Source organism: Dyadobacter sp. CY326 (assembly GCF_021390515.1).
Classification (GTDB): domain Bacteria; phylum Bacteroidota; class Bacteroidia; order Cytophagales; family Spirosomataceae; genus Dyadobacter.
The window spans coordinates 682,413-708,681 of sequence record NZ_JAJUXI010000003.1 but is presented as its reverse complement, the minus strand read 5'-3'; the positions used below and the strand labels follow the sequence as shown (position 1 = coordinate 708,681).

General features: G+C 46.5%; 21 protein-coding genes. 12 read left to right on the top strand and 9 right to left on the bottom strand.

Annotated features, from left to right (window positions below):
• The first annotated feature begins 8 nt into the window (after window positions 1–8).
• The 7 genes from LZG73_RS07350 to LZG73_RS07320 all read left to right on the top strand — a co-directional run bounded on the left by LZG73_RS07350 (window position 9) and on the right by LZG73_RS07320 (window position 6,352).
• On the top strand, window positions 9–515 hold the full coding sequence (locus LZG73_RS07350) for a hypothetical protein (protein ID WP_233847230.1): 507 nt from the start codon (window positions 9–11) through the stop codon (window positions 513–515).
• A gap of 16 nt (window positions 516–531) precedes the next feature.
• Window positions 532–1,032 (top strand): curli production assembly/transport protein CsgE, encoded by a 501-nt coding sequence (locus tag LZG73_RS07345; RefSeq protein WP_233847228.1) that lies wholly within the window; start codon window positions 532–534, stop codon window positions 1,030–1,032.
• 27 nt (window positions 1,033–1,059) lie between these two features.
• On the top strand, window positions 1,060–1,473 hold the full coding sequence (locus LZG73_RS07340) for a curli production assembly/transport component CsgF (RefSeq protein WP_233847226.1): 414 nt from the start codon (window positions 1,060–1,062) through the stop codon (window positions 1,471–1,473).
• Window positions 1,474–1,539: 66 nt separating this feature from the next.
• On the top strand, window positions 1,540–2,931 hold the full coding sequence (locus LZG73_RS07335) for a CsgG/HfaB family protein (protein ID WP_233847224.1): 1,392 nt from the start codon (window positions 1,540–1,542) through the stop codon (window positions 2,929–2,931).
• 38 nt (window positions 2,932–2,969) lie between these two features.
• Window positions 2,970–4,478 carry a carboxypeptidase regulatory-like domain-containing protein gene (locus LZG73_RS07330; protein ID WP_233847223.1) on the top strand — a complete coding sequence of 503 codons (1,509 nt, stop codon included), beginning with the start codon at window positions 2,970–2,972 and terminating at the stop codon, window positions 4,476–4,478.
• A gap of 106 nt (window positions 4,479–4,584) precedes the next feature.
• Window positions 4,585–5,484: an SDR family oxidoreductase gene (locus LZG73_RS07325; RefSeq protein WP_233847222.1), complete on the top strand. Its 900-nt coding sequence runs from the start codon at window positions 4,585–4,587 to the stop codon at window positions 5,482–5,484.
• A gap of 118 nt (window positions 5,485–5,602) precedes the next feature.
• A complete protein-coding gene (locus LZG73_RS07320) occupies window positions 5,603–6,352 on the top strand; it encodes a polysaccharide lyase (protein ID WP_233847221.1) in 750 nt (249 codons plus the stop codon).
• A 112-nt stretch (window positions 6,353–6,464) separates the two neighbouring features.
• Here the strand turns inward: LZG73_RS07320 and LZG73_RS07315 are convergent, their stop codons facing one another.
• The 5 genes from LZG73_RS07315 to LZG73_RS07295 form a co-directional block, all read right to left on the bottom strand.
• A complete protein-coding gene (locus LZG73_RS07315; protein WP_233847220.1) occupies window positions 6,465–7,877 on the bottom strand; it encodes an efflux transporter outer membrane subunit in 1,413 nt (470 codons plus the stop codon).
• Between the two features lie 50 nt (window positions 7,878–7,927).
• Window positions 7,928–11,086: an efflux RND transporter permease subunit gene (locus tag LZG73_RS07310; RefSeq protein ID WP_233847219.1), complete on the bottom strand. Its 3,159-nt coding sequence runs from the start codon at window positions 11,084–11,086 to the stop codon at window positions 7,928–7,930.
• A 121-nt stretch (window positions 11,087–11,207) separates the two neighbouring features.
• A complete protein-coding gene (locus LZG73_RS07305; RefSeq protein ID WP_233847218.1) occupies window positions 11,208–12,386 on the bottom strand; it encodes an efflux RND transporter periplasmic adaptor subunit in 1,179 nt (392 codons plus the stop codon).
• Window positions 12,387–12,480: 94 nt separating this feature from the next.
• Window positions 12,481–13,041 carry a TetR/AcrR family transcriptional regulator gene (locus LZG73_RS07300; protein WP_233847217.1) on the bottom strand — a complete coding sequence of 187 codons (561 nt, stop codon included), beginning with the start codon at window positions 13,039–13,041 and terminating at the stop codon, window positions 12,481–12,483.
• A 112-nt stretch (window positions 13,042–13,153) separates the two neighbouring features.
• Entirely contained in the window at window positions 13,154–13,921 is a 768-nt protein-coding gene (locus LZG73_RS07295) for an SDR family NAD(P)-dependent oxidoreductase (protein ID WP_233847215.1), read from the bottom strand.
• Window positions 13,922–14,107: 186 nt separating this feature from the next.
• Here LZG73_RS07295 and LZG73_RS07290 point away from each other — a divergent pair, with 186 nt between their 5' ends.
• The 3 genes from LZG73_RS07290 (at window position 14,108) to LZG73_RS07280 (ending at window position 16,561) form a co-directional block, all read left to right on the top strand.
• On the top strand, window positions 14,108–14,677 hold the full coding sequence (locus LZG73_RS07290) for a Crp/Fnr family transcriptional regulator (protein WP_233847214.1): 570 nt from the start codon (window positions 14,108–14,110) through the stop codon (window positions 14,675–14,677).
• Window positions 14,678–14,778: 101 nt separating this feature from the next.
• Window positions 14,779–15,729 (top strand): AraC family transcriptional regulator, encoded by a 951-nt coding sequence (locus LZG73_RS07285; protein WP_233847212.1) that lies wholly within the window; start codon window positions 14,779–14,781, stop codon window positions 15,727–15,729.
• A gap of 79 nt (window positions 15,730–15,808) precedes the next feature.
• Window positions 15,809–16,561 carry an SDR family NAD(P)-dependent oxidoreductase gene (locus LZG73_RS07280; RefSeq protein ID WP_233847210.1) on the top strand — a complete coding sequence of 251 codons (753 nt, stop codon included), beginning with the start codon at window positions 15,809–15,811 and terminating at the stop codon, window positions 16,559–16,561.
• Window positions 16,562–16,623: 62 nt separating this feature from the next.
• Here LZG73_RS07280 and LZG73_RS07275 read toward each other — a convergent pair whose 3' ends face one another.
• The 4 genes from LZG73_RS07275 to LZG73_RS07260 all read right to left on the bottom strand — a co-directional run bounded on the left by LZG73_RS07275 (window position 16,624) and on the right by LZG73_RS07260 (window position 20,762).
• Entirely contained in the window at window positions 16,624–17,166 is a 543-nt protein-coding gene (locus tag LZG73_RS07275) for a YceI family protein (RefSeq protein WP_233847559.1), read from the bottom strand.
• 226 nt (window positions 17,167–17,392) lie between these two features.
• Window positions 17,393–18,919, bottom strand: coding sequence for a hypothetical protein (locus tag LZG73_RS07270; RefSeq protein WP_233847208.1), 1,527 nt, complete (start codon window positions 18,917–18,919; stop codon window positions 17,393–17,395).
• A complete protein-coding gene (locus LZG73_RS07265; protein ID WP_233847206.1) occupies window positions 18,916–20,001 on the bottom strand; it encodes an FAD-dependent oxidoreductase in 1,086 nt (361 codons plus the stop codon). Before LZG73_RS07265 ends, LZG73_RS07270 begins: the two co-directional genes overlap by 4 nt.
• Window positions 19,998–20,762, bottom strand: a complete 765-nt coding sequence (locus LZG73_RS07260) for a glycosyltransferase family 2 protein (RefSeq protein WP_233847205.1) — start codon at window positions 20,760–20,762, stop codon at window positions 19,998–20,000. The genes LZG73_RS07265 and LZG73_RS07260 overlap by 4 nt, the downstream gene beginning before the upstream one ends.
• Before the next feature lie 444 nt (window positions 20,763–21,206).
• On the opposite strand from LZG73_RS07260, the gene LZG73_RS07255 reads away from it, so the two are divergent.
• Together LZG73_RS07255 and LZG73_RS07250 are read left to right on the top strand one after the other, a co-directional pair.
• Window positions 21,207–22,691, top strand: coding sequence for a glycosyltransferase family 39 protein (locus LZG73_RS07255; protein WP_233847203.1), 1,485 nt, complete (start codon window positions 21,207–21,209; stop codon window positions 22,689–22,691).
• A gap of 267 nt (window positions 22,692–22,958) precedes the next feature.
• Window positions 22,959–26,264 (top strand): TonB-dependent receptor, encoded by a 3,306-nt coding sequence (locus LZG73_RS07250; RefSeq protein WP_233847201.1) that lies wholly within the window; start codon window positions 22,959–22,961, stop codon window positions 26,262–26,264.
• The last annotated feature ends 5 nt before the right edge of the window (window positions 26,265–26,269 follow it).

Here is a 26,269-nt window from a genome sequence, read left to right as displayed (position 1 = left end):
ATTTCAAGATGAAGCGCATTCAATTTTACATAGCAATAGTGATGCTTTTTCCAATGGGTGTTTTTGCACAGCAAGGCAAGGACCCGGTCTTGTTTGGAGAGGATAATAAAGCGATCGATGAAGCCATTGTAAAGCAAATTGGTGAATTTGAGCAGGGAAACGCAAAAGGCAAGGATGTTTTATTTCTGCAAAAAGGCAATCAAAATGATTTGAATGTGACATTGCAAGGCCTTGGTAACACAGTGCTTGGCGGTCAAAGTGGAAACGAGAATAAGATAATTCTGGATGCAAGATCCGCAAACAGTCAATATTGGCTTGAACAGCAAGGTGATAATAATATAATGAGTCTGACCAATGTGGAGGGAAATGGCGTGAACTTTCAGGTTACCCAATATGAAAATAATAACAGCCTGCTATTGGATGGTGCTGGCAACAATCAAATGTCATCCTTGAAAATCGAACAAAGCGGCGGCATGAAAATTCAAATTGAATCTAATATTATTCCGTTCAAATAAATATTCGATTTGTGCCTTGAAAACATTACTTACTCTTTTATATTTTTTTACTCCATTCCTGACATTTGCACAGTTGGAAAAAGATGTTCTGGAAACAGGCGCTGATAGTTTTAATGAAATACTGAATGAAGCAACATTTGATGATGAATTAGCTTCAACATTTATTTTTGATAACACCAAAACAAAAATAGGTCGGGATCTTTATGAGATCTTTTATCATGAATTAAGCAGCGCACAATTAGATTCAGTTTCTAAAAGACAATTGAAGTTAAGTATGGAGGCTAATCCGGAGCTGGTTATTGAAATAGAAGAAATTCCGTCACCTGGATTAAATAATGTAATGACGGTAAAAGTGGATGGAGTAACCGTGTGGCAGGAATTTGTGCAAGCCCGAATTGATGCGCTTGCTTTTCAGGCTGCCGAGGCGGTGAAGCAGGTTATTCAATATTATATCAGTTTTCAAGATGTCCAGAATCAGCTTGGATCGCAGGATCAGTCAGGGTCGGGCATTTACTGATCATTAACACATATTTCATCGCAACTTATGAAACATTATTTACTGCTCATTTTGCTCATTATTGCATCTCAAATTGGCCTGGCACAGTCCCTTGTTTATCGGCCTGTAAATCCATCATTCGGCGGGGATTCATTCAATTATAGTTGGTTAATGAACTCAGCTCAGGCACAAGATAAATTAAAAGATCCCGATGCCAAGCTTTCATCCGCAGCCACAACACAGGACCCGCTGGCTGAATTTTCCAATACATTAAATCGCCAGATTTTGAATTCAATTTCCCAGCGCCTTATCAAGGATCAGTTTGGTGAGGAAGGGATTAAGGAAGGCACTTATCAATTTGGTAGTTTTTTAGTAGATGTAAGCCCTGGCGCTGCCGGTCTCATTGTCAGAATAACGGATGGGAAAGGCGGTGAAACCTCTATCACTGTTCCCTATTATTAATTGTTTTTCATTTTTGAATTACACGCAACAGGTTAAAAACTCCCTCTGAATTAATCCGTCAGTCCAATGAAAAGGATATTCCAACGCACAAAACTGCTTCTCACAATTGCTATTCTTTCTTTCGCTTTACAAGGTTGCAGCTCTTATTTCCATCAGCCAACGAGCAACCGCAATGCGCGACTAGGGGAGGAGACGGGGGTAACGCAGGGACTCAGAACATTGCCTCCGCCGTCAGATAAACTTGCTGTGGCTGTTTACAAATTCCGTGACCAGACGGGACAATACAAACCATCCGAGAATGGAATTAATTATTCAACCGCTGTGACGCAGGGCGGCACCAACATTCTGCTTAAAGCATTGGAAGAAAGCGGATGGTTTACGACAATAGAGCGTGAAAATGTCAGCAATCTTTTGAACGAACGAAAAATAATACGTTCGAGCGTTGCGCAGTATAAACCGGAAAATGAAAATTTGCCACCATTACTTTTTGCCGGCATCATACTCGAAGGTGGTATTATTTCTTATGATGCCAATATCATCACAGGTGGCGCCGGATTGAAATATTTTGGAGCGGGCGGCTCAACCCAATATCGGCAGGATCGCGTGACCGTATATTTACGTGCGGTAGCAACGAAAACAGGCAAAATCTTAAAAACAATTTACACATCAAAGACCATCCTGTCCCAATCTTTCCAGGCTGGCATGTTCCGTTTTGTGAGGTTCAAACGGTTGCTGGAAGCGGAAACCGGATTTACCATTAATGAGCCTTCGCAAATGGCCGTTACGGAAGCCATTGAAAAATCGGTTCAATCGTTGATCATTGAAGGAATCCGGGATGGCCTGTGGACAGCAGAAGCAAACCAAAAGACGCGCGTCGCCAACTTACTTGCCGATTACAACAGAGAAGAGATAGAATCGCGCGAAACGAATATTTACGGCGCGCGCAACGACGCCCAACGGCTCCGCTTTTCGCTTATGCCTACCACTTCCATGCTGCGTTATTCGGGTGATTATGGGCCTTCGAGCAGCCGGGCTGGCGTGGGCGTCGCGTTAAATTTCGGCTTAACGCCGCATTGGAATGTTCAAACAGCGGGCGTAATCGGCAATTTTGCTGCTCAGGAATATTTTAAGCGGAAAGTGATCGTCGGAGAGCTTAATCTGCAATATCGCTTCTTGCCTTACCAAAAAATAAACCCGTTTGTGCAGCTGGGCACGGGCATCGTATCAGCCAGCGACAAGTCCTATTTTGACTCAAAAAGCAAAGTTGAAGAAACGATCAATGCGGGCCTGGGGCTCGAATATATGGTTTCCCGAACGGTTGGCATTCACATATCCTGCCAGTACAATTACTTTTTCGAGGATAGTTTTGATCTGGCATCAAGAGGCAGTCATAATGACGCGTTCTGGAAAGCTTCGGCCGGACTTTCGATTTACCTCGGCGGGCGTTACAAAAGATAACTCGATTTCGATAAATCTATTCTCTAATCACGATTGATATGGCTGCGAAGACGTTCTTCCCATACTTTTTAAGTCATTCAAAGACTTGCATTTCGTTTATTCTATTGACTTTAATGGTCGCTTGCACGGAGGAAACTTTTATTGAGCCGACGCGCTATGGAACTATAAAAGGAAGGGTTTTGGCACTTAAAGATAAAAGTGTTGTAAAGAATGTGCTGATCCGCATTAACCCTTCTGGGAAAACTGTTCAGCCGGATGATTCAGGGAGCTTTGAAGTGCCTCAGTTGCCAACGGGCAGCTATTCGGTGCAGGTTTCAGCCGATCTTTACAAAACCGATGTCACTTCCGTGGAAGTTCTCGAAGCCCAAAGCACCAATATGGCTGTTTTTCTGACTTTGGACACAGATCAGAACAAATCGCCGCTGATCCCGACGTTTGTTAAACCACTGGACAAAAGCACGGGAATTTTGAATTCCACAACCCTTTCCTGGAAGTCCTCCGATCCGGAAAAAGACTCTTTATCTTATAGTGTCATCCTTTTCAAAGAAGGCCAGGATACTTCGGTTCCGATAGCGACCGGCTTGCGATATGATACGCTGGCTGTCACCAATCTGGATTATGAGTCGACTTATTACTGGCAGGTCATTGCCTCAGACAGCATTAATGATCCTGTTTATAGTGAAGTGTGGTCGTTCCAGACGCGTAAAATTCCTGATCTGCCCTATGTTTTCTCCCGCAAGGTGAACCAGTTGTATCAAATATTTGCAACGGACGGGAAAGAATTGCTGCAAATTACCCACACCAGCTCCAACTGGCGGCCAATGGTGAGCCCAAACCGGAAAAGACTGGCATTTATCTCGAACAGCAATTCTGATCCGCACATCTATGTTTCTGACCTGATCGGGCACAATCCGCAGCGCGTAACAGTGGTTCCCGTCGGCGGTGTGTCGTTAACCGAACTTTCATTCTGCTGGTCACCGGACGGAACGGAAATTCTTTATCCCAATTACGACAAGCTTTATGCGGTTTACCCGGATGGCACCGGACTGCGCATTATAGCGAAAGCGCCAGCCGGCCGTTTCTTTGCGGGCGTGGACTGGACGGCACAGGGCAACCTGATCATTGCCAGGCTTACGGGCGGGTCTGTTTATGAAAATTTTATTTATTTGATCAAAGCGGAAACAGGTGAATTGAGCGAGCTGATCACCAATAAGCCTGGAAAAATCGGCAATCCCAGCTTTTCCGTCGACGGGAAAAATGCCGCATTCACCATTGACGTCAGCAATTTTCAAAACAATGAAGGCCGTCAACTGAATTCCCGCATTTTCCTTGTCAAGATTGCGACAGGCGAACTCACTGATCTTTCCACGGGCAAAGCAGATGGCACGAATGATCTGGATCCCCGATTTTCTCCCAACGGCGCGAAAATTATTTTCACCAATACAAGCAATGACGGATTTTCTCCAAAGAATATTTACACCAACAGCACTTCCGGCCTGGATCGCTTCGAATTGCTTAAAGATGGCGAACTTGCTTACTGGCGCTGAGTGAAATTTCTGATAAAAAGTCGTCAGATTATACGATTGGCAAAGTTTTAATATGCTATGGCGCATAGATGTTGTCTATCCCATATCATTATTAAACTTCATTAACATGTCTGAAACATTCAAAACAACGCTTCAAAATCCGGTTGATAAATATCCCAAACCGCCATTTAACAAACAGCCGCAGCAAGTGCCGGGACTGGCGTCAAAAATGGACCCGCAACCTGATCACGGGGAAAACTCATACAAAGGCTCCGGCCGGTTGGAAGGCAGAAAAGCCTTAATTACGGGAGGCGATTCGGGAATCGGGCGTGCGGCTGCAATCGCTTATGCACGCGAAGGCGCTGATGTTGCAATCAATTATTTGCCTGAGGAACAGTCCGATGCGGATGAGGTGATTGCACTCATAGAGGCAGCTGGAAGGCGTGGCTTCGGAATTCCTGGTGACATTACGCAGGAGGCTTTTTGCCAGGAGCTTATAGAGCAAGCGGTGCAGCAACTGGGTGGAATTGATATTTTGGTCAACAATGCCGGGCACCAGCAAGCCGTGGATTCATTGCTCGAGCTGACCTCGGAAGGATTTGATGCCACCATTAAAACCAATGTTTACGCGCCCTTCTGGATCACGAAAGCAGCATTGCCGCATTTGGAGCCTGGGTCTGTAATCATTGCCACTTCATCTGTTCAGGCGTATGACCCGTCTGAAAATTTATTCGATTATTCCCAAACCAAGGCTGCTAATGTGGCTTTTGTGAAATCGCTGGCTAAACAATTGGGGCCAAAAGGCATCCGCGTCAATGGTGTTGCGCCCGGTCCGGTCTGGACTCCGTTGCAGGTGAGCGGCGGCCAGTCGCAGGAGAAAATCGTTGAATTTGGGCAAGTCACACCCCTCGGAAGACCCGGACAACCTGCTGAGCTGGCTTCCATTTACGTGCAGCTCGCCGATGACGGTGCCAGCTTCGCAACCGGACAGATCTACGGATCAGCCGGCGGCAGCGGACATCCATAATGATCATTGATTAAACTAATTTTAAAACGCAAGCCCCACAAATGTTGGGCTTGCGTTTGCATTTCAGCGTAATTCCTTCAACTTAGGGTTCCAATGTTATGCTTTTGAAATCCGCGCTATGCCGAAGATTTTCTTTTTTATTCTGATCTCCTTCGCCGCACAAGCGCAGCGAAAACATTTGCTTGCTGAATATTCCTTTGATAAAAATGTCGGCAAATGGTCCGAGATGAGCATGCATTCCCTTTCTGATGTCAAGGTGTCGAACGTGACAGCCAGGTCAGGGAAGTCATTGAAGGTCATATTGAACAAAGGAAAAAATAATCGCACAGAATTAGGGACTTCGCCCAACGATTCACCCAAAGAAGGCTGGTTCGGATTTTCACTTTTTTTTCCTCCATCTTTTGAAAATGATTCAACTCCGGAATCGATTGTGCAATGGCAATCGCGCCCCGATGCAGGTGAAAATTGGCGCAGCGCACCGCTTTTCTTAGGCGTAATGAACGGCTATTTTATTCTGGATCAACGCACAGACAGCACTCAGATCAGTAATGAAAACACTGTAATTTTTAAGCGAAAAACATTGGGCTCCGTTACAAAAAGCAAGTGGATCGACTTTGTTGTACACGCTAAATGGTCTTACAAAAACGACGGATTGATCGAGGTTTGGAAAAATAACAAGCTGGTTTTCAGTAAGTCCGGGCCGAATTGTTACAATGACAAGCTTAATCCATATTTCAAAATTGGTCTCTACAAGTGGGATTTCCCCGCAAGCAAAATGAAAACCAAAGTGCGCACGATAAACATCGACGAAGTCCGCATCGGATCATCCGAGGCCACATACAAAGACGTGGCTCCGGGAAAACGCTAGGCAAGAACGCGGTAGAAAAGGAACAAGCTCTTTAAAAACAAGACCGGACACTCACCAAAAATGTACAGGAGCTTGAATTAATGCTATACATTTTCAGTGACGAGTCCAATCCTTATTTCCAGCCTCCGCCAAGGCTTCTGTACAAATCCACGCGGGCGATGAGTGACTGGCTGCGGATAAATGCGAGGTTGAGTTCGGCTTGTAATGCATTGCCCTGGGCGGTGATAACTTCCAGATAGTTGGCCATATCGCTTTTGTAAAGCAGCTGCGCATTGGTAATGGCCGATTGCAGAATAGTCACCTGGTTGTTGGCAATCACCTCCTGCTCTCTCAGCTTCTGGGTTTGAACCAACGAATTGGAAACTTCTCCCACCGCATTCAAAATCGACTGCCGGAATTCAATCACCGATTGTTCACGCTGGATTTTGGCAACTTCCAGATTCGTTTTCAACTGCCTTCGGGCGATAATGGGACGCGCTATGGTTCCGGCCGCCAACCCAAACAAAGAGCCCGGAATGTTGAACCAGTTGCTGGACTTGAACGATTCGATCCCGCCGCCCGCTGTGATAATCAGCGACGGATACATACTCGCCTGAGCAACACCCAGTTGTGCATTGGCGACAAGGACGGACATTTCGGCTGCACGCACATCGGGACGTCGGCTGAGCACTGCCGCTGGCACGCCCGTTGCCAAACTGTCATTTGCATTAAAGTCGCTCAGCTGCACTTTGCGCGCAATGCTGTCGGGCATTTGTCCGGTCAGGATTTGCAATGCGTTTTCCTGAATGGCAATGTCCTGTTCCAGTTGGGGAAGAAGCAGCGCAATGGATTCGCGCTGGGCTTCGGACTGTTGAATGGAGAGTGAAGTAACTTCGCCCGCATCTTTCAAAAGGCGCGTCAATCGCAAAGTGTTATCGCTCAATTCCAGGTTGCTTTTCGCGATTTGCAGCTGTTTATCAAGCATTAACAAATTGAAAAAGCCTTTGGCAATGTCGGCAACGAGTTTGGTTTGAACCGCTTTTGTTGCTTCATACGTTTGCAGATATTGCCCTAATGTGGCTTGTTGCTGCCTGCGGATCTTGCCCCAAACGTCTGCTTCCCAGCTCAGATTCACCGCGCCGAGATAGTTTTCAATGTGTTTTGATTTCAAAAAATTGGCTGCGCTGATTCCGTTCAAACTGTTGCTCGACGGCCGGTTATAAGTTCCGGTAATCTGCAAATCCAATGATGGAATTTGTAAAAACTTCGCCTGTTTCACCTGCTGATCCGCAATGTCGATGCGTTTTAGGGCCAGTTGCAGATCATAATTATAGGATAACCCGCGTTCAATCAGCCTTTGCAGCGTCGTGTCCGGAAAGAATTTTCTCCATTCCACGTCGGCAATGGTCGCAGTGTCTGCAAAAGTTACATTGCGATATTGTGTCGGCAATGCAAGTTCCGGTCGCTGATAATCTTTGGTCACTTTGCAGGAAGCGATCAGAACAGTCAGCAGCAGGATATATAGGGGACTAGATTTCAGTTTCATAATGGGGATTCTTTTTTATTACAGTCGGTTTTGGTTTTCCAAAATGCAGGTCAATGTTCCAGATTTTCGCTGCGCAGTTCTTTGGGCTTACCGACTACTTTTTCCTGTAAATATTGAAAGATGACATACAGCACCGGGATGACAAAAATCCCGAATAACACGCCCGTCAGCATGCCGCCCACTGCGCCCGTTCCAATGGACCGGTTACCCAAAGCCGAACCGCCCGTGGCCCGCATCAAAGGAACCAAACCGACGATAAAGGCAAAAGAAGTCATCAAAATAGGTCTTAACCGCAACCGCGAAGCTTCCATCGCCGACTCGACAATGCTCATTCCTGCTCTGCGACGTTGCACAGCATATTCAATGATCAGAATCGCGTTTTTGGCAAGCAAGCCGATGAGCATGATCAGACCCACCTGCACATAAATGTTGTTTTCGATGCCGGATAAATTGATAAACAGCATGACCCCGAAAACGCCGAGCGGAATGGTGAAAATCACCGCAAAAGGCAGGATGTAACTCTCATACTGAGCCGCCAGCAAGAAATAAACAAACACAAGGCTCAATACAAAGATCAACAGGATCTGCGATCCCGCATTGATTTCTTCCCTTGTCATTCCCGTCCATTCTGTGCGGTAATTGTTTGGCAAAACCTCCGCAGCCGTTTCCCGCACTGCTCGAATCGCGTCGCCTGTGCTGTAACCAGGTTTCGGCGTTCCGTTGATGGCTACTGCATTGTACAAGTTGTTGCGTGTCACCGTTTCAGGCCCGAAAACGCGTTTTAATGTTACGAGCTGGTTCGCTGGCACCATTTCCCCTTCAGTGTTTTTAACATAAATGTTATTCAAAGACGACGGATTGGCGCGGTAAGAAGCTTCCGCCTGCGCCATAACGCGGTAATATTTTCCGAAACGGTTGAAGTCTGAGACAAAGGAGCTGCCGTAATAGATCTGCAATGTTTGCAAAAGCTCATTCACAGGCACATTCAGCTGTTTCGCTTTGGCATTGTCAACTTCCAGCATATACTGCGGATTCGCCGTAGCAAACGTTGTGAAGGCATAAGCGATCTCTTTTTTCTTCATTAATGCGGCCAGAAACTGATTCGTGGTTGCGCTCAATTTTTCCAGGGAACCATTGCCGCGATCTTGCAGCATGAATTCAAAACCACTGACATTACCAAAACCATCCACAGTCGGGAATGTGAAGAAAAACGCATTGGCATCGTTTACAGCACGCACTTTCTGCGACATCATGGCCACGATCTGATCAAAATTCTTCACATCGCCGCGCTCTGCTTCGGGCTTCATTTTGATAAATCCGACACCATAAGGAGAAGCATTGGAATTGGAAATAATGTTCATCCCCTCCACGATATAGCGGTTTTCGGCAATAGGAGAGCCTTTTACAATGCTGTCCACCTGCGCCATAGCCTTTTGCGTGCGATCCAGCGAACTTCCCGGAGGCGTGTTCAAAGCGTAAAGCAAGAAACCCTGATCCTCAGTTGGAATAAAACCGGTTGGTGTTTTTTGTGTCAGCCAAAGTGTAGAACCTGTGATAACCAACAGACCGACAATGGTGATCCATTTGCGCTTAACCAGGAATTGAAGACTTCTAATGTATTTGTCCGTCATCGTCTGGAAACCAGTGTTGAATGCGGAGAAAAATCTGGCCGAGAAACCTTTGCGCGTCATATGGCCGTCAGGCTGGTCCGTATGCGGGTTTTTCAAAAACAATGCGCACAATGCAGGGCTCAATGTCAGGGCGTTAAGTGCTGAAATCAAGATGGCAATGGCGAGCGTGAAGGCGAATTGCCGGTAAAAAACCCCGGCCGGACCTTGCATAAATCCAACGGGAACAAAAACCGCAGCCATCACAAGCGTTATTGAAATGATCGCACCGGAAATCTCGTTCATGGATTCTTTCGTGGCGGGGCGGGCGGCCATGTGCGTCAGCTCCATCTTGGAATGGACGGCCTCGACGACGACAATGGCATCATCGACCACAATCCCGATGGCAAGAACCAATGCAAACAGCGTAAGAAAGTTGATTGTAAAACCAAAAAGCTGCATGAAGAAGAACGTTCCGACAATCGCCACAGGCACCGCAATGGCAGGAATCAATGTGGAGCGGAAATCTTGCAGGAAAATGTAAACAACAATGAAAACAAGAATAAAAGCTTCAATCAAAGTCGTACGAACCTGACCGATTGACTCATCCAAAAAGTCTTTGGAATTGTACATAATGGTCGTTTTCATTCCCTTAGGAAGCGTTTTTTCGAAATCTGCAAGCAACGCCTCGGCCTGGATCAGGATCTCATTAGCATTGGTTCCCGCAGTTTGGAAAACGGCCACACCCGATGACGCATCGCCATTCAGCTTGCCATTGGAGGAATAAGTGTAAGAGCCAAACTCCACCCGCGCCAGATCTTTCAACCGGATTACGGAGCCATCACTATTGGCCTTGATGATAATGTTTTCGTATTCAGCATTCTGCGTCAGCTTTCCTTTGTATTTCAAGACATATTCAAAAACCTCCTTGCTGCTCTCGCCCAAACGCCCCGGAGCGGCTTCAAGACTTTGCTCGCGAATGGCATTTGTAACTTCCTGCGGAGACAATTTGTAGGCTGCAAGCCGGTCGGGTTTCAGCCAGATCCGCATTGAATAATCCCTTGTTCCAAAAGGCTGCGCCTGTCCGACACCGGGTATACGTTGCAGCTGAGGCACCAAATTTATCTTGATATAATTCAATAGGAACGTCTCATCGTAAGTGCTGTCCTCGCTCGACAAGGCCACGAACATGATGATGCTGTTCTGCTGTTTCTGTGTCGAAATCCCGGCCTGAACCACTTCCTGTGGAATCTGGCTTACGGCTTTTGAAACGCGGTTCTGCACGTTTACAGCCGCAATGTCAGGGTCGGTGCCCTGTTTGAAATATACATTGAGCGCCATCGTGCCGTCATTATTGGACGACGACGTCATGTAAGTCATGTTTTCAACACCGTTTACGGCTTCTTCGATAGGCGTGGCCACCGCGCGGGCAACCACTTCTGCATTTGCACCGGGATAAACTGCGGTAACCTGAACGGTCGGCGGGGCAATGTCAGGGAATTTTGTGATGGGCAATGTCGTCAGCGCGATTCCCCCCAACAACAATATGAGTATGGAGATAACCGTCGAAAGGACGGGCCTTTCTATAAATTTCTGAAACATAAGAATTCTGTTTTACTGCGGAGTCCGGAGTAGTTGGAGTGAGTTTTTTGCGCTGCGGAATGGTCCACGACATTTTTCAATGTATGGACATTCCTGGCTGCGCGTTTTTTATAAAATCAGATCAGATAGGGTTTGCGAGCAGCAGGCTGTCCATTGACATCTTCTGCGGAGCGATGGCCATTCCGTCTCTAAGCCTGTCCAAGCCGTTGTAAACGATCTTTTCACCGGGTTTTAAGCCACTGGAAATCAGATAATAACGTCCGCTTCTGTCGGAAACGGTTACAGGTCGACCTTCGACTTTGTTGCTGTCCAGAACCGCGTAAACGAACACTTTATCTTGCAGCTCAAAAGTGGCTTCCTGTGGAATTAAAACCGATTTGGTAAGCTCTCTGGGAATCCTGATCCTGCCGGTGTTGCCTGAACGCAGCAGACCGTTCACATTCGGGAAGGTTGCCCGGAAGTTGATTGCGCCCATTGTTTTGTCAAATTGGCCTTCCACAACTTCCACTTTTCCTTTTTGCGGATAAATGCTGTTATCTGCCAAAAGCAGCTCAACTGGCGGGATTTGCTTGATTTTTTGCTCCACAGTGTTGCCGGGAAACTGGTTTTTAAATTCAAGAAAATCCAGCTCGCTCATGGAAAAGTAAACGTGAATGTCCTTGGTTTCTGAAAGCACGGTCAGCGCTTCCATGGTTCCTTTGCCAACAAGACTTCCCGTCTTGAAAGGAATGGTTCCAATGTATCCATCGGCCGGCGCCTTGATGGATGTGTAACCCATGTTGATTTTGGCTGCGTCGACAGCGGCCTGAGCCTGCGCAACATTGCCTTTTGCAGCGTCGTAAGCGGCTTTTGCAGATTTCAACTGCACATCCGAAATTACATTGTTGGCAACCAGCGGCGCAAGTTTATCGACATTGATTGCGGCGCTTTCCAAGGCCGCTTTTGCAGATTGCAGGCTTGCATTTGCAGTGTTCAGCTGCTCGGAATAGGGGCGGGCGTCAATGTGAAAAAGCGTCTGACCCTTCCTTACATACGCACCTTCGTCAACAGAGATTTTGTCAAGATAACCATCCACTTGCGGGCGGATTTCAATGTCGCGGCTTCCTTCAATGGATGCTGTGAATTCTCTGTGGGCCGTAACCTCATGGTCGCTGACAGTTAGCACGGGCAGGGATTGTGCTGGCATTTCGGCCGGTGCGTTGGCTGTGGAAGAGCCGCAGCTGTAAATTGCGCTTGTTAACGAGGCCAGAAATAAAAATGAAACAAGCTTTCGTGTCGTGGTGAGTTGAGTCCTTTTCATGGCAATGAAGGTCATTTTTTGTGGTGGAGATAGACTTATTTCAGAAGATAGTGCGGTTATTATTACTAACAGTGTTAGCTTATTTTCAAAAAAATTATAAGTTTTTGATGAATGCTTCTACGGTGTCATCCATTACTTTTTTATTCATTGTAGAGTCATCAATGTCGGAGCAGCGCATCATCACGATCGAGATCAAACCGTGTAACACCGACCAGAACGCATAAATTTTGAAGCAGGTTTCCTCGTCACTGGATTTTTTTTCTTTGACAATTCCTTCAATGGCTTGTCCGATATAACCTCGGAAACAATTAAATTCCGGCTTCACTTTTCCGGTTCCGGAGCAGGGCATGCCCAGTCCGTACATCAGTTGGTAATACTCGGGATTCTTGAATGCGAAGCTCCAATAGGCCTCAGCGTGTGCTTTGAGTAGTTGCTCGGGGTTTGGGAATTTCTTCTTGTTCTTTTCGAGCATTCTTTCCAGCAACCGAAAACCATCCATAGAAAGTTCAAAAAGGATGGCTTCTTTATTTTCGAAGTGATCGTAAATAACGGGAACGCTGTATTCAATGGCGTCAGCAATTTTCCGGATCGACAGCGACTGCCAACCTTCGTCCTTCACCATCTGCAAGGCCACGGACAGGATATTGGTCCGCATGTTTTCTTTCTGCCTTATTCGTCGTTCAAGGATGCCCATTCTTCTGAAAATAGCTAACACTGTTAGCAAAGGTAATCAAATTATTTATTTCTCATCGTTACTGTTGAAAGGCTTATTTCATCAAACTGATGTTGGTCATGCCGCCATCCACAAGCAGCTCCGTGCCGAGAATGAAGGAAGACTCGTCTGATGCCAGAAATACGGCAGCCTTTCCAATGTCTGCTGGCAGGCCGATCCTGTCCACCGGAATGAGGTTGACCCACGCCTGTTTAACTTGATCCACATAACCTTCGGGTGCGAGCTTGTCAAATGCAGGCGTGTCAATGGTTCCAGGCGAAAGCACATTTACCCTGATCTTTCTTTCCAATAAATCAAGAGAAAGTCCTTTTGCAAGTGAAATCACTGCCGCTTTCGCCGCACTGTAAATGGCCATGCCCGGCGCTGCCCGGTGCGCCGCACTCGAACCGATCAGCACAATAGCGCTTCCGTCTTTCATGTAAGGAAGTGCCTTTTGAACCGTAAAGTAGACGCTCCTCAGGTTGAGGTCCATATACTCGTCATACCCGGCTTCGCTAGCCTGATCGATTGTCGGCATGGGCGTTCCCGCGATTGCTCCTCCCGCGTTTACCACCAATGCGTCTATCTTGCCAAACTTTTCAAATGCGTCCTTAAACATTGTTGCAAGATGTTCATTGTCAGTTACATCCGCTGCTAGTCCAATAAAATCCGTCCCGAGCTGGCGGACCGAATTTTCGAGGGTGTCTTTGTTTCTGCCGGTGATTGCACCTTTCGCGCCTTCGTTTTTGAATGCTTCGGCAATGCCAAAACCGATTCCGCTGTTACCGCCGGTAATAATCGCAACTTTGTCTTTTAACTTCATGTGTTTTGATATTTAATTTAGAATGCAAATTTCCGACACATAGGAAAGCTGCCCAAGGACATTTGACACGAACTGGCTGTGACAAATGTCACGGTCTTTGCAATGGTGCTTGCTGTTTTTCGGACCCCGACGATGGCGAAGGGCTGTTGTAGATTTTATATAGCTTTGTTAAAAATTGTCAATAAAATGTTCGAGGTTTTTGCGGCGTATTTACGGACCAAGGGCGGTCTTACGGACGAAGAATTGAAGTTGATTAAAGGTTTTACCATTTCAAAAAAAGTCAGGAAACGTCATTTTTTGTTGCAGGAAGGCGAGGTTTCTCATCACAACTGCTTTATCGCTAAGGGTTGTATGCGGATGTACAGAATCGGAAAAAACGGCACGGAGCACATTCTCCGCTTTGGCATTGAAGACTGGTGGATGGCTGACTATGAGAGTTATAATACAGGAAATCCGTCCAAAAATAACATTGATGCGCTTGAAGACACAGATCTCCTCATGCTCCGCAAAGAGCATATGGACGTATTATTGAAAGAGATCCCGCGTTTTCAGGATTTTGTCAAAAAGTTGGAAACCAAAACTTTTGATATCAGTCAAGACAGGATTCTCAGCAATATCAGTGACACGGCGGAAGAGCGCTATTTAAAATTTGTTACCGCTTATCCCGAGTTTAATCGTCGCATTCCACTTCACATGATCGCCTCATTTCTCGGTCTGTCCCGCGAAACACTTAGCAGGATTCGCAAAAACGCTTAGACAATTTTGAGTCGATTTGCCTGCGAAATCCCAAGCCTCATTATAAGAATCGAGGGCGTTAAATGATTAGTTGTTACATTTGTTTTTTACAAAAGCAAACAATGCAAAAAACATCATTTGAAGATCTTTGTTCCAGTCTCTCTAACGGCTCTTCGACGGATCTGAGCGCGTTGTTACCCGAAGGGATTCAGCACGATGTCGGGCATTTTAATGTGTTTAATCTGACGGACATCATGCAAGAACCGCGGGAGAAAACGTCCATGTCTTGCGCTTCGCGTGCATTTTACAAAATCAGCTTCCTCACAGGTCAATCATTGGCTGAATATCCAGACCGCGCGGTCGAAATCTCGCGGCCGACATTGATCTTTACAACACCAAAAAGTCCGCTTTACTGGTCGCCGGTGGGACGTCAGACCGGACATTTTTGTGTGTTTACGGCAGAATTTTTTCACCCGACAACAAGCGGTGTGATCTTGGACGAATTGCCTATTTTCAAATCGCCCGAACATCCGCTTTATGCACTTTCAGATTCAGACATTGCGCGTGTGCAAGGCATTTTTGACAATATGGAGGCAGAAATTGCTTCAAATTATGCTTATAAATATGACTTGCTCCGCGCATATGCACTTGAACTGATTCACCTGGGACAAAAACTGCAGTCCACGGTGATGCTTCATCCCAACCACAGCGCCTCGGCTCGCACGACGTCATTGTTTTTGGAGCTGCTTGAAAGGCAGTTTCCGTTGGAAAGTCCGCAGCAAAGAGTTGCCTTGCGCACTGCAAAACAGTTTGCCGATCACCTTGCCGTGCATATCAATCATTTGAACAAAGTTTTGAAAGAAACGACCGGCCTGACCACGACCGAACTCATCGCCGGCAGAATCCTCCAGGAAGCGCGGGCATTGTTACGGCTTACCGACTGGAGTATTGCCGAGATAGCCGACAGTCTCGGCTTTTCGGATTTTGCGCACTTTGCAAAATTCTTCAAGAATGAAACTTCCCTCTCCCCGGGTGCATTTCGCAGCCAGACAAAAAGTTTGAATTATACATAAAATTGATTGGTTGAAACAAACTGCGCCCTCGTCATTAAGCGGACTTTTGTATCGTTTTTAATATGTACAAAATAGTCTTATGACAACTCAAAAAATCGCATTAGTAACCGGCGGAAGCCGTGGAATAGGGAAAGAAATTGCAATAAAGCTGGCAGAAAAGGGGATCGATGTCGTGCTTACCTATAATAGCAACCTGACAGAAGCAGAGAAAACCGTGGCTGCCATCACATCACTCGGGCGAAAAGCAGTTGCCCTTCCGCTTAACACTGCCGACACCAGCGGCTTTGATGGATTTTTTCTGGAATTCAGCAACGCATTGGAAACCGTTTTCGGCACCGATCGTTTTGATTTCCTGATCAACAATGCGGGAACGAGCCTTACGGTTCCGTTGACAGAAACGACTGAGGATCAATTCGATGATATGATGAACATTCATTTGAAAGGTGTTTACTTCCTGACCCAGAAATCACTGAGCCATCTGAGAGACGGCGGACGGATTATCAATATTTCCTCTGCCGTGGCACGTGTGAGTTTTGCAGGTGCGTCGGCTTATGGGATTATGAAGGGCGCGATCGATGTATACACCAGGTTTTTGGCGCTTGAACTTGGAGCGCGTGGCATTACGGCCAACGCAGTTGCTCCGGGAGCCATTTTTGGTGGCGGAACAATGGCGGACACACCAGAAATTCGTGCTTATGTCGCAGGCTTGACTGCCCTGGGACGGGTCGGGCTGCCTGATGATGTCGGCGGCGTGGTTGCCTTTCTTTGCAGTGACGATGCCAAATGGGTTAATGGTCAGCGCATTGAGCTAACCGGCGGCATGAATTTGTAAGTCGCATTTAGAGTAAAAAAGCGTAAAAAACCTACCGGATCGATCCGGTAGGTTTTTTGCTATTATGATTGCTGCACTTCTTTCGCAAGCTGAACGTTGGCAATGACCTTGATTTTTTCGCCCAAAGCCAATCCACCCGTTTCTGTCAGCGCATTGAATGTAACATTGAAGTCCTTGCGGTCAATGGTTCCGGTCACTTCAAAACCAACCTTGATGTTGCCCCAGGAATCCTTTTCAGTTCCTCCATATTCGGCTTCGAACTCCACTTCCTTGGTAACGCCTTTAATCGTAAGGTTTCCGATAAGTTTGTACAAATCGCCCTTAACCTTTGTAAATGAGGTTGAGACAAAGTTGAATTGCGGATAAGTTTCTGCTTCAAAGAAATCTGCATTTCTTAAATGCTCGTCGCGTCCCGGCTGACCTGTGTCAACACTGTTTACATCAATTGTAAATTCTATTTCCGCATTCTCAAACTGGTCCGCTTCGGTGCGAACGCTTCCGCTGAATGATTTAAATGAGCCCGTTACGGTTGAAATAACAAGGTGTTTCACCTTAAATTGTACTTCTGAATGCAGCGCGTCTACATTCCAGACGGTTTTTGAAATTGTTGTGAGATCCATGTTTATTAAGTTTTGATTGAATTTTTTCCCAGGCTTTCTTGCGCATACCCGTTGTGAGCACTGAGCAATTGCTGGACAATGCAAAACTAAATATATCTGATATAGAAAAGATAGTAGTATACAAAAGGATAGTAGTATCCTTTTGTATACCGCTTGCTAAACAGGATGAAGATTGAGAAGGAAGCCGCAGGCGCGAACCAGCACCTGTTGTTCATTTTGTTGCAGCGCGCGGCCTGTAAATGAGATAACTGCCAATTTCCCCTTCCAGCCGGTAATTTTTTTCAATTGAAGACACCACTGCGGGACTGTAACGTGCCGAGCCAAGCAGCTGAGTTGTAACGATCAGACTGAAATAGCCCCGATCAAAAAGGTGTAAATAAGGACTTTCATCCCAGCCGCCTGCCAATGTCAAGAAGCTGAGCGTCGCGGGTTCAGCTTCGATCTTGCGGCCTGCTTTTGTGATAACCAGCATGTTGTCTGACAAAATCGGCCCGGGCGTTGCATGGATCAAGCGGATGATTTGTGCTTCCTCCTGAATTTTACCATAGAAGTCTTCTGTAACAAGCGAAATAACCCAACGGCTTGGAATGAAGAGAAGGAACAACACTGGTAAAAGAAGCAATCGGTAAATTTTCACTCTTTGATTTGTTCGCAGGGTTGCCAGCAAACGGAACAAAAGAAGAACCGCTAACAAACACAGAGAAATATCCCAGGCCAGAAAGAAGTTGTAAATGGACCCCATTTTCCCAATTGATATGGCCAGTAAGCCAGCAAACAAAGCATTGATGCTGCCAATGATGATGGTGCGCGCGTAAGGCTCATTCGATTTCAGCAAGATAAAGCGCTTCAATCCAATGCGCCGAATGCGCTTTCCGTTCCAAAAAGTGATGATGGCTGCCGCCGAAAGCAGCAGTTTTGGCAGCATATTTGACCGCAAATGACTGGAAAACTGCTCCGCCACGACTTCCCACGAAAATGGGTTCAAATTGTAACTGAGAATATTTTTAAGAAAACCTCCATCCGTAAGCCAATAACAAACCGCAAGTCCTAGCAAACCAAGCAACAGGGCAAAAACACACACGCGAAAGGTCGTTTTGGGATACGCAAACAAACCAAAAACAGCGCACGCAATAGGCGCACTGAGTAAGGTTTGTTTGGCAAAAGCAGCCAGGACGAACAGAAACATAGCAAAATACTGCCCCGGCTCCCGCTTGCCCGAAAGAATGTAAACAGTGAGACCGGCATACATCAACAGCATTCCCAGCATATCAACACGCATGAGACTGGCCCATCCGATCACACTTCCGGTCGAAAGCACCAGAGCAGCGCCCAATGCACCGCTTGCCAAACGCCAAAGACTTGGAAATGAACTTGGAATGCTTCTGAAAATGAGCATTGCGATAACCGCCGCCAGTCCGAATGTGCTTACCAGCGACACACTGCGACCCGCTAGCAGTAGACTACCAGTCCCAAAACTGACGATTTTGGAAACGATCAGATACAAAGGCGGATATGGAAAAATGACATAGGGCAGCCTATCGAGTGGCTTGTAGGAGATTGCCAGATTGGTAACTTGCTGCGACATCCAAAGTGTATGCCCTTCGCCATAATCACGAAGCACCTGAACGCCCATCAGCCTGAGCTGAATGGCTAGAAACAACAAGCCGGCCAGCACAGAGCCACCGATTACACAAAGGCAAAAAATCCGCCCGGAAACATTATTTGAACGCTTTTTCATTGTTGAAGAATCTTCGCGGCGAGCATTCTTGCCCTGCTGATAGCCTGGTCCATATCGTAATATCGATATTCGCCCAGTCGTCCGCAAATTAGTGTATTCGGCTCCTGTTCGGCCAGTTGTGCGTATTTTTTGAATAAAGCGCGGTTCTCAGCGTCAGGGAAAGGATATTCGTAATGGTCTGGCGATCTAGGTGTTATCGTCTCTTCTCTGGTGAGCAGCGTGCCCGAAATTTGTTTGGCATTTTGTGGTTGGAGCATGTGTTTCCATTCCAATGTCCGGATATGAGGCCCGTTATGCAATTGTGGATTGTTGACCTGAGGCCAGGGCTGCGCATAATCCACATTCGGTAAATATTTATGGGAGCGCACTTGTCCGCGATATTGCAGCTTACCCAAACTAAACCCGAAAAACTCATCAATGGGTCCAGTAAAAACGAGCAAACGCCTTGCTTGAAATGCTTCGCGATTTTTCAGATAATCTACATTCAATGTCGTCGGAATTCCTTCCAGCATATTGGCCATCCAGGTTGCATAGCCATCGGTTGGGAGGCCTTGATATTTGTGGCGGCTAAACCGGGGATCATCGTCCGACCTGACATCAAATCGCTTCGCCAGGTCCGCCGATAACTGGCTGGCGGCCACGCCCCATTGTTTTTCACTATATCCTTTCACAAATTTTTCGTAGATCGCCTTTGGCATCATGGCCAGCGAAGCTTCTTCAAAATTACGCGGCACACCCTCATATCCCGGTTTCCAGGGAACACCGACGGACTTTCGAATGTAGGCTTCGTCGACGGGCCATTGCTCGTAAGCGTCGTCCACCCACGATTTCACCCGCGCTTCAAATCGGTAAAATGAGCTGAAACGGTTTACATAAGTCCAAAGTTCATCAGAATTGGTTCGAAAATAATGGGGTCCGTATGTGTGCATACGTATGCCGCTCGGGTGTAGCTGGTCATGCACATTGCCGCCACCGTGCGGACGCCTGTCAATAACCATAACTTCCCGGTTGTTGTCGGCCAGATGCCGGGCTATGGTTGATCCGGTGAGCCCGGAGCCAACGATCAGATAGTCAACTTTCATTGGATGCTTTTTGCCTGGTTGGTCAACATTACTTGAATATCGCGATACAATTCGATGGCTTTCTTGCCAAAAAGCGGAAGTTTCACACTTGGCTCGCCGCCATATCGCTCCCTGAAACCAATCGGAACATATGTGTGCGTGACCGATTTGTCTCGCCGCAGCAGGACAGCGAGCGCAACATTGGCGAGGTGAAAATCGCCAGGGATTTGACGAATAATGCTTTGAATAACCTCCGTTTGCATCAATCGGTAAGGAACATTGGCATCCGGACAGTCTACCTGAAAAGCCAGCAATAGCATTAACCGCAGTGTTTTGGTTACGATAATGCGTTTCCATCCATCATCGCGACTCGTTCTGATGCCCGAGATGATTAACGCCTGGTTGCGGGCTTGCCAAAAAGCCGCAAAATACCGCGGGTCACATTGCCAGTCGGAATCAATTTGAAGAACGAGGCGCGCGCCCAACTTGCTCGCGCGGTGATATCCTTCCAGACAGGTTTGCCCATGGCCGCGATTCGGCCGGGTTATGACGAGCAGGCGTTGTCCGAACTGCGCTTGTAACTGATGTAAAATTGCCAGCGAATTGTCGCGGGAGCCGTCGTCGATGGCCAGAATGACAAAGTTATGACACCACTTTTCCAGTTCGGGAATCCATTCCTGGATGACCTTCTGAATAGCGTCCTGCTCATTGTAAATCGGGATTACGACAGCGAGTTCAGGTGGTGTTGGGTTGGGGGCATGCGGGTCTAAGGCAGAATTCATTAAGAAGTTCCTGTTTGGTGCGTAACTCGAAAAACGTTAAGTAAAAGTGTGGCAAGCAACTTTGCGGAAATTGCATAGCCGCTCGCAATATAGTTTGAGGAAATTGAGACTATCCAGATTATTGCTGCAATGGTTGGTCAGACAACATTATATTTATTTAACGGTAAAATTTGGACCATTTCGCCGGTTCTACGGCTAGCGTTTTTCTTTTTTGCATCAACTATCCAATCTTCCAAATCATCGATTTGCCCAATAAGTTGATTTGAAAAGGTTTATTTATTTAGAAACAGCTCCTTGACCATTAAATAAATTGTTTGGAACAAAATCAGCCTTGCCGGCTTTTAAATGAGGGTGATGACCTAAATTGAACAATTTACTCAACTAGATAAAAGCAATGTGATAAGCACTGATTGTCATATTATTTTATTGAAATTATCCTATAATATGAGCTCAACGAAAGATCGTTTTTTACATTCGCCGAAGGAGAACATTAAAAATTTAGGTTGGCTGTTAACGGTCTGTTTTATAGGAATGACTTTTATCCCGAGATCGCTCGATCATGTGCTGTTTATGGATGGTCTGGCATATGCGGCCATCTCGAGAAACATGGCTTTCGGGCAGGGCACATTTTGGGAGCCGCATTTCGCCGATTCATTTTGGCTGCCTTTCAATCACTGCTCCTTTTTCTGCGAACACCCGCCATGGATGTTCGGACTCGAATCGCTATTGTTCAGGATCATGGGCGACACAACGGCCGTTGAGAATGTCTATAATGCCATCATATTGATTGCCAGCATGTGGCTGATTTATAGTATTTGGCAAAAGTTGTTCGAGCATAACAGTCAAATTAAAGATCAGGCATGGCTCCCGATTTTACTCTGGTACGGACTCAGAATTGTGTGGTGGAGCGTGCCGAATAATTTATTGGACACCACAATGGCTGTCTTTTGTCTATGTTCCTGCTATTTGCAATTGATAGCGATATCGGGTGACAAATTCAGACCCGGCTACTGGCTGCTTGCCGGGATTATGATCTTTTTTGCGTGCATGACCAAAGGACCTGTTGGCATTTTCCCGCTTGCATTCCCCGCGATCTATTTCTTGGTTTATGGAAAAAGCTTTTTCAAAACTGCTGTTTACGGCACTTTAATCGTATCCGCAGCTTTTATTGTTTCAATGTTCCTGATTCTCCAATATCCGCCGGCCAATTACTTTCTCAACAATTATTTTGAAGGACAAGTCATGGCGGCGCTCCTCAAAAAACGGGAGAAAGTTGGCAATGACTGGACCGCACATTTTCACCTGCTAAGGTTATTGATCATCAATGTCGTTCCGCATATTATGTTGTTTCTGGGGCTTATTGCAGGAAATCTTTATTTAAAAGTTGGACCAAATATGACTACTCAGACAAAAAAAGCAAGTCTTTTGGCATTTTTGCTAACGACCTCGGTTGTTCTTCCCATGCTGGCCAGTGTAAAGCAGGGTGATCACTATTTGTTGCCGGCTCTCCCGTTTGTCGGACTGTTTTTTGCAGCGTGCACGGTCGAGCTGCTTTTGCCAATAACATTAAAATTTTCTGCGGCAACACGCCTTTCATTTGTGGTCCTGTCCATGATCGCGGTGAGCCTGATGACTTACAGACTTGTATATCCCGAAACGGATCGCATGTTTGATATTTCAAAAAGGCTTTCCGAACACGTGCCGCCTAATTCCAAGATTTATCTCCCAGACAGAATCTCTAGTTATCCCGAAATCCACACAACTTTTCAGCGATACAGCCGCTTATCCATCGCCTACAATCCCAAGGAAACAAAATATCTCTTTTTCGAAGAATTTGACAATAGCATGCTCGATTCCATCAAGCGAACCAATGCATATCAGATTATTGACCTGGGGCTGAGTGCAACGCTCGCGATTCATAAGAAATGATGGAAAATCGCATCCATAAAAACATCCCATAAATTTCATTTTACCCGCCAATGAAAACATACCCGTCGGTTTAAACCGACGGAAATATAAAAACGTATATATATTAGCGGACATAATATTTTGGCCATTTATCGCTCGCCTTTTGGATTATGAAATTGTTAAATAGCTATTCTGTTAAAGTAGTTGTTATGGTAATTATTGAATTTTGCGGCGCAAAGTGACCGCATTTTTTAATTCATCCATCTACTATTTATCAAAATTTACTCCATGCATAGCTGCAAGAACCGGTGGACCTTTTCGGGGGACACCTTCAAAAAATCGCTCGCCTGCTTTGCGTTGATCTTATTGATTGGCGGCAACGGTTGGGCCAAAAATTCATTCGAAACGGAGGCGACAATGATGTCGTCGAAGGCAAATGCAGACCGCCAAGTTACTGGCAAAGTGACCGATGGAACTTCTCCGGAGGGATTGCCTGGTGTCAACGTCGTGATCAAAGGAAGCCAGACTGGCACGGTAACAGACGCAGACGGAAACTATACGCTCACAATTCCGGACGAGGGGGCTGTTTTGGTGTTTTCTTACGTGGGTTATCTCAGCCAGGAAGTGAATGCTGGAACTAAGTCGACCATTGATTTACAGTTGGTTGCCGATGCAAAAGCCCTAAGCGAGGTGGTCGTTGTCGGATATGGAACGCAGAAGAAAGTGAACCTGACTGGCGCAGTGGACCAAATAGGGCCGGAGGTATTTCAGAACCGTCCCATTCCCAACATTGCCCAAGGGCTTGTAGGGGCTGTTCCTAACCTCAATATCAGAATGTTGGACGGAAAACCGACACAATCGCCAAGCTTCAATGTTCGTGGGACGACCTCGATTGGACAAGGCGGAAGTGCATTGGTTTTGATCGATGGTGTGGAAGGTGATCCGCGCGTGCTGAACCCGAACGACATTGAAAGCATATCCGTACTGAAAGACGCTGCTTCCGCCTCGATTTATGGTGCGCGGGCTGCATTCGGTGTGGTGCTGATTACAACCAAAATGCCGGTTGAAGGCAAAGTATCTGTTTCTTATTCAGCCAATTACTCTATCAAAGCACCCACTGAGGTTCCTGATAACATCACCGATTCCTATCCCTGGGCTCAGGGGTTCAGCGATGCGTGGTCGAGATGGAATGACAATGGCAGCACACCCACGGCGATCAACAAAACGATCAGCTTTTCACCTGCCTATCTTGCCGAACTCAAAAGACGTTATGAAGATCCGTCTCTGCCGAGAGTAGAAGTGAATCCTACCACGGGCGAGTATCAATATTATTACAGCACAGATTGGTATAAAGAGCTTTACAAGAAGAATTTCAGCGCCCAGGATCACAACCTGTCCATTTCCGGCGGGAGCGAAAGGGCCACATTCTTGTTAAGCGGCCGTTATAATGGCCAAAGCGGTTTGTTTCGTTATAACAGCGATGATTATCAGATGTATAACCTGCGTGCAAAAGGAAGCATTCAGGTTGCACCGTGGCTTCGCATTGACAACAACACAGAATATTCGTCGCAGAAATATCATCAGCCACTCAATGTAGGAGAAGGCAGCGGAATTTACCGGAACATTGCCGATGAAGGACACCCGCTGGCTCCGCTATTGAATCCGGACGGAACACTTTCTTTCTCAGCAGCTTACACGGTTGGGGATTATTATCTTGCCAAAAGTGGGATTGACAACACGCAGCGGTTTTTGAAAAACCAGATTGCAGCGAAAGCACAATTTTTCGATAATGCATTGTCGGTGCGTGCCAACCTGACATTCCAGAGCACAGATATCGGCACCCAGCAAAACCGCGTTCAGGTTCCTTACAGTCGTTCAAAAGGCGTGATCGGTTACACGGGAACCAACACAAATGACATTTTGCAAAGAAAAAGAACGACCAATTACCTGGCGACCAACTTCTACGCTGATTATTCCAAAACAATTAATGAATCGCATAACTTCACATTGCTGGCGGGGATCAACTACGAGCAATCTGTGTACAACAACATTGCTGCCCAGCGCAATGGCATCGTCTATTCCGATGCCAACGACATTAACCTGGCATTGGGACAAAGCATTGTTACCAATGGTGGTTATCAGAAATGGGCGATTGCGGGCGGTTTTTTCCGTGTGAACTATAACTTCCGCGAACGCTATTTGCTTGAAGTGAACGGACGTTACGACGGCTCTTCCAAATTCCCGACCGATCAGCAGTGGGCGTTTTTCCCATCGGTCTCGGCTGGGTGGCGGGTATCGGAGGAATCTTTTTGGAAAGTGAGTCCAAAAGTGCTTTCTAATGTGAAATTGCGTGCTTCCTACGGATCGCTCGGAAATGGAAATATTGATCCGTATACATTTAACGAAAGGTTCTCGATTGGACAGTCGGGAAGGGTTATCAATGGAATCAGACCGCAGGCCACGCGCCAGCCGAATGTTGTTCCCGACGGACTTACCTGGGAAACTTCCACAACGGGGAACATTGGTCTGGAATTCAGCAGTTTGAACAAGCGCCTTACATTTGTAGGCGATATGTATCGCCGCTGGACATCGGATATGTTCACAGTTGGTCCGACAGTTCCAGCCGTGTTCGGTACAACTGTTCCAAAAGGCAATTATGCTGATCTGAAAACCTCTGGTTGGGAGCTTTCTGTAAACTGGGCGGATCATTTTACAATGGCTTCAAAACCATTCAATTACAGCGTGCGGCTTATTCTTGCAGATTCAAAAGCGATCATTACCAAATACAATAATCCCGACAAAAACCTGACCGATTATTACGAAGGCCAGCAAGTAGGGGAGATCTGGGGTTATCGCGTCGAAGGGCTTTTCAGGTCCCAATCGGAGATCGCGGATTCGCCTTCGCAGAGTGACATTCCCAATACGAACACAAGAAAAAATTACGTAGGAGACATTAAATTCAAAAACCTGGACGGTGACAATGTGATCTACCAGGGGCTCAACCGCGTAGGAAACTCAGGCGACAAAACCATCATTGGAAACTCCGAGCCGCGTTACACATATGGTGTCAACCTTTCGGGTGACTGGAACGGGTTTTTCCTTGCCGGACTTTTCCAGGGCGTGTTGAAACAAGACTGGTATCCGTCGTCAGAAGCGCGTTTCTGGGGACAATACAACCGTCCATACAACGCGTATCCACGCTGGCAGCAGGATAACATGTTCCGTGAGGAGCTTGGTAATTTCGATGCCTATCTGCCGCGTCTTGTGGGTTACACAGCACAGGGAGCCGGTCGCGCTTTGCAGGTTGCCAATGACCGTTATTTACAGAATGCTGCTTACATCCGGTTGAGAAACTTGCAAGTGGGTTACACCATTCCGGAGCGCATTGTTTCCAAGATCCATGCCAGCAATTTGAGGGTTTATTTATCCGCAGAAAACATCTGGACATGGTCGCCTATGTACAAATGGACACGCGATACGGACGTTACCAGCATTTACGGGTCCGACCGTGATTTGAGCGGAGGCACCAGCGGCGATGGCTATAACTATCCCATGTTGAAAGCCGTATCAGTGGGTCTGACACTTAACTTTTGATCAAT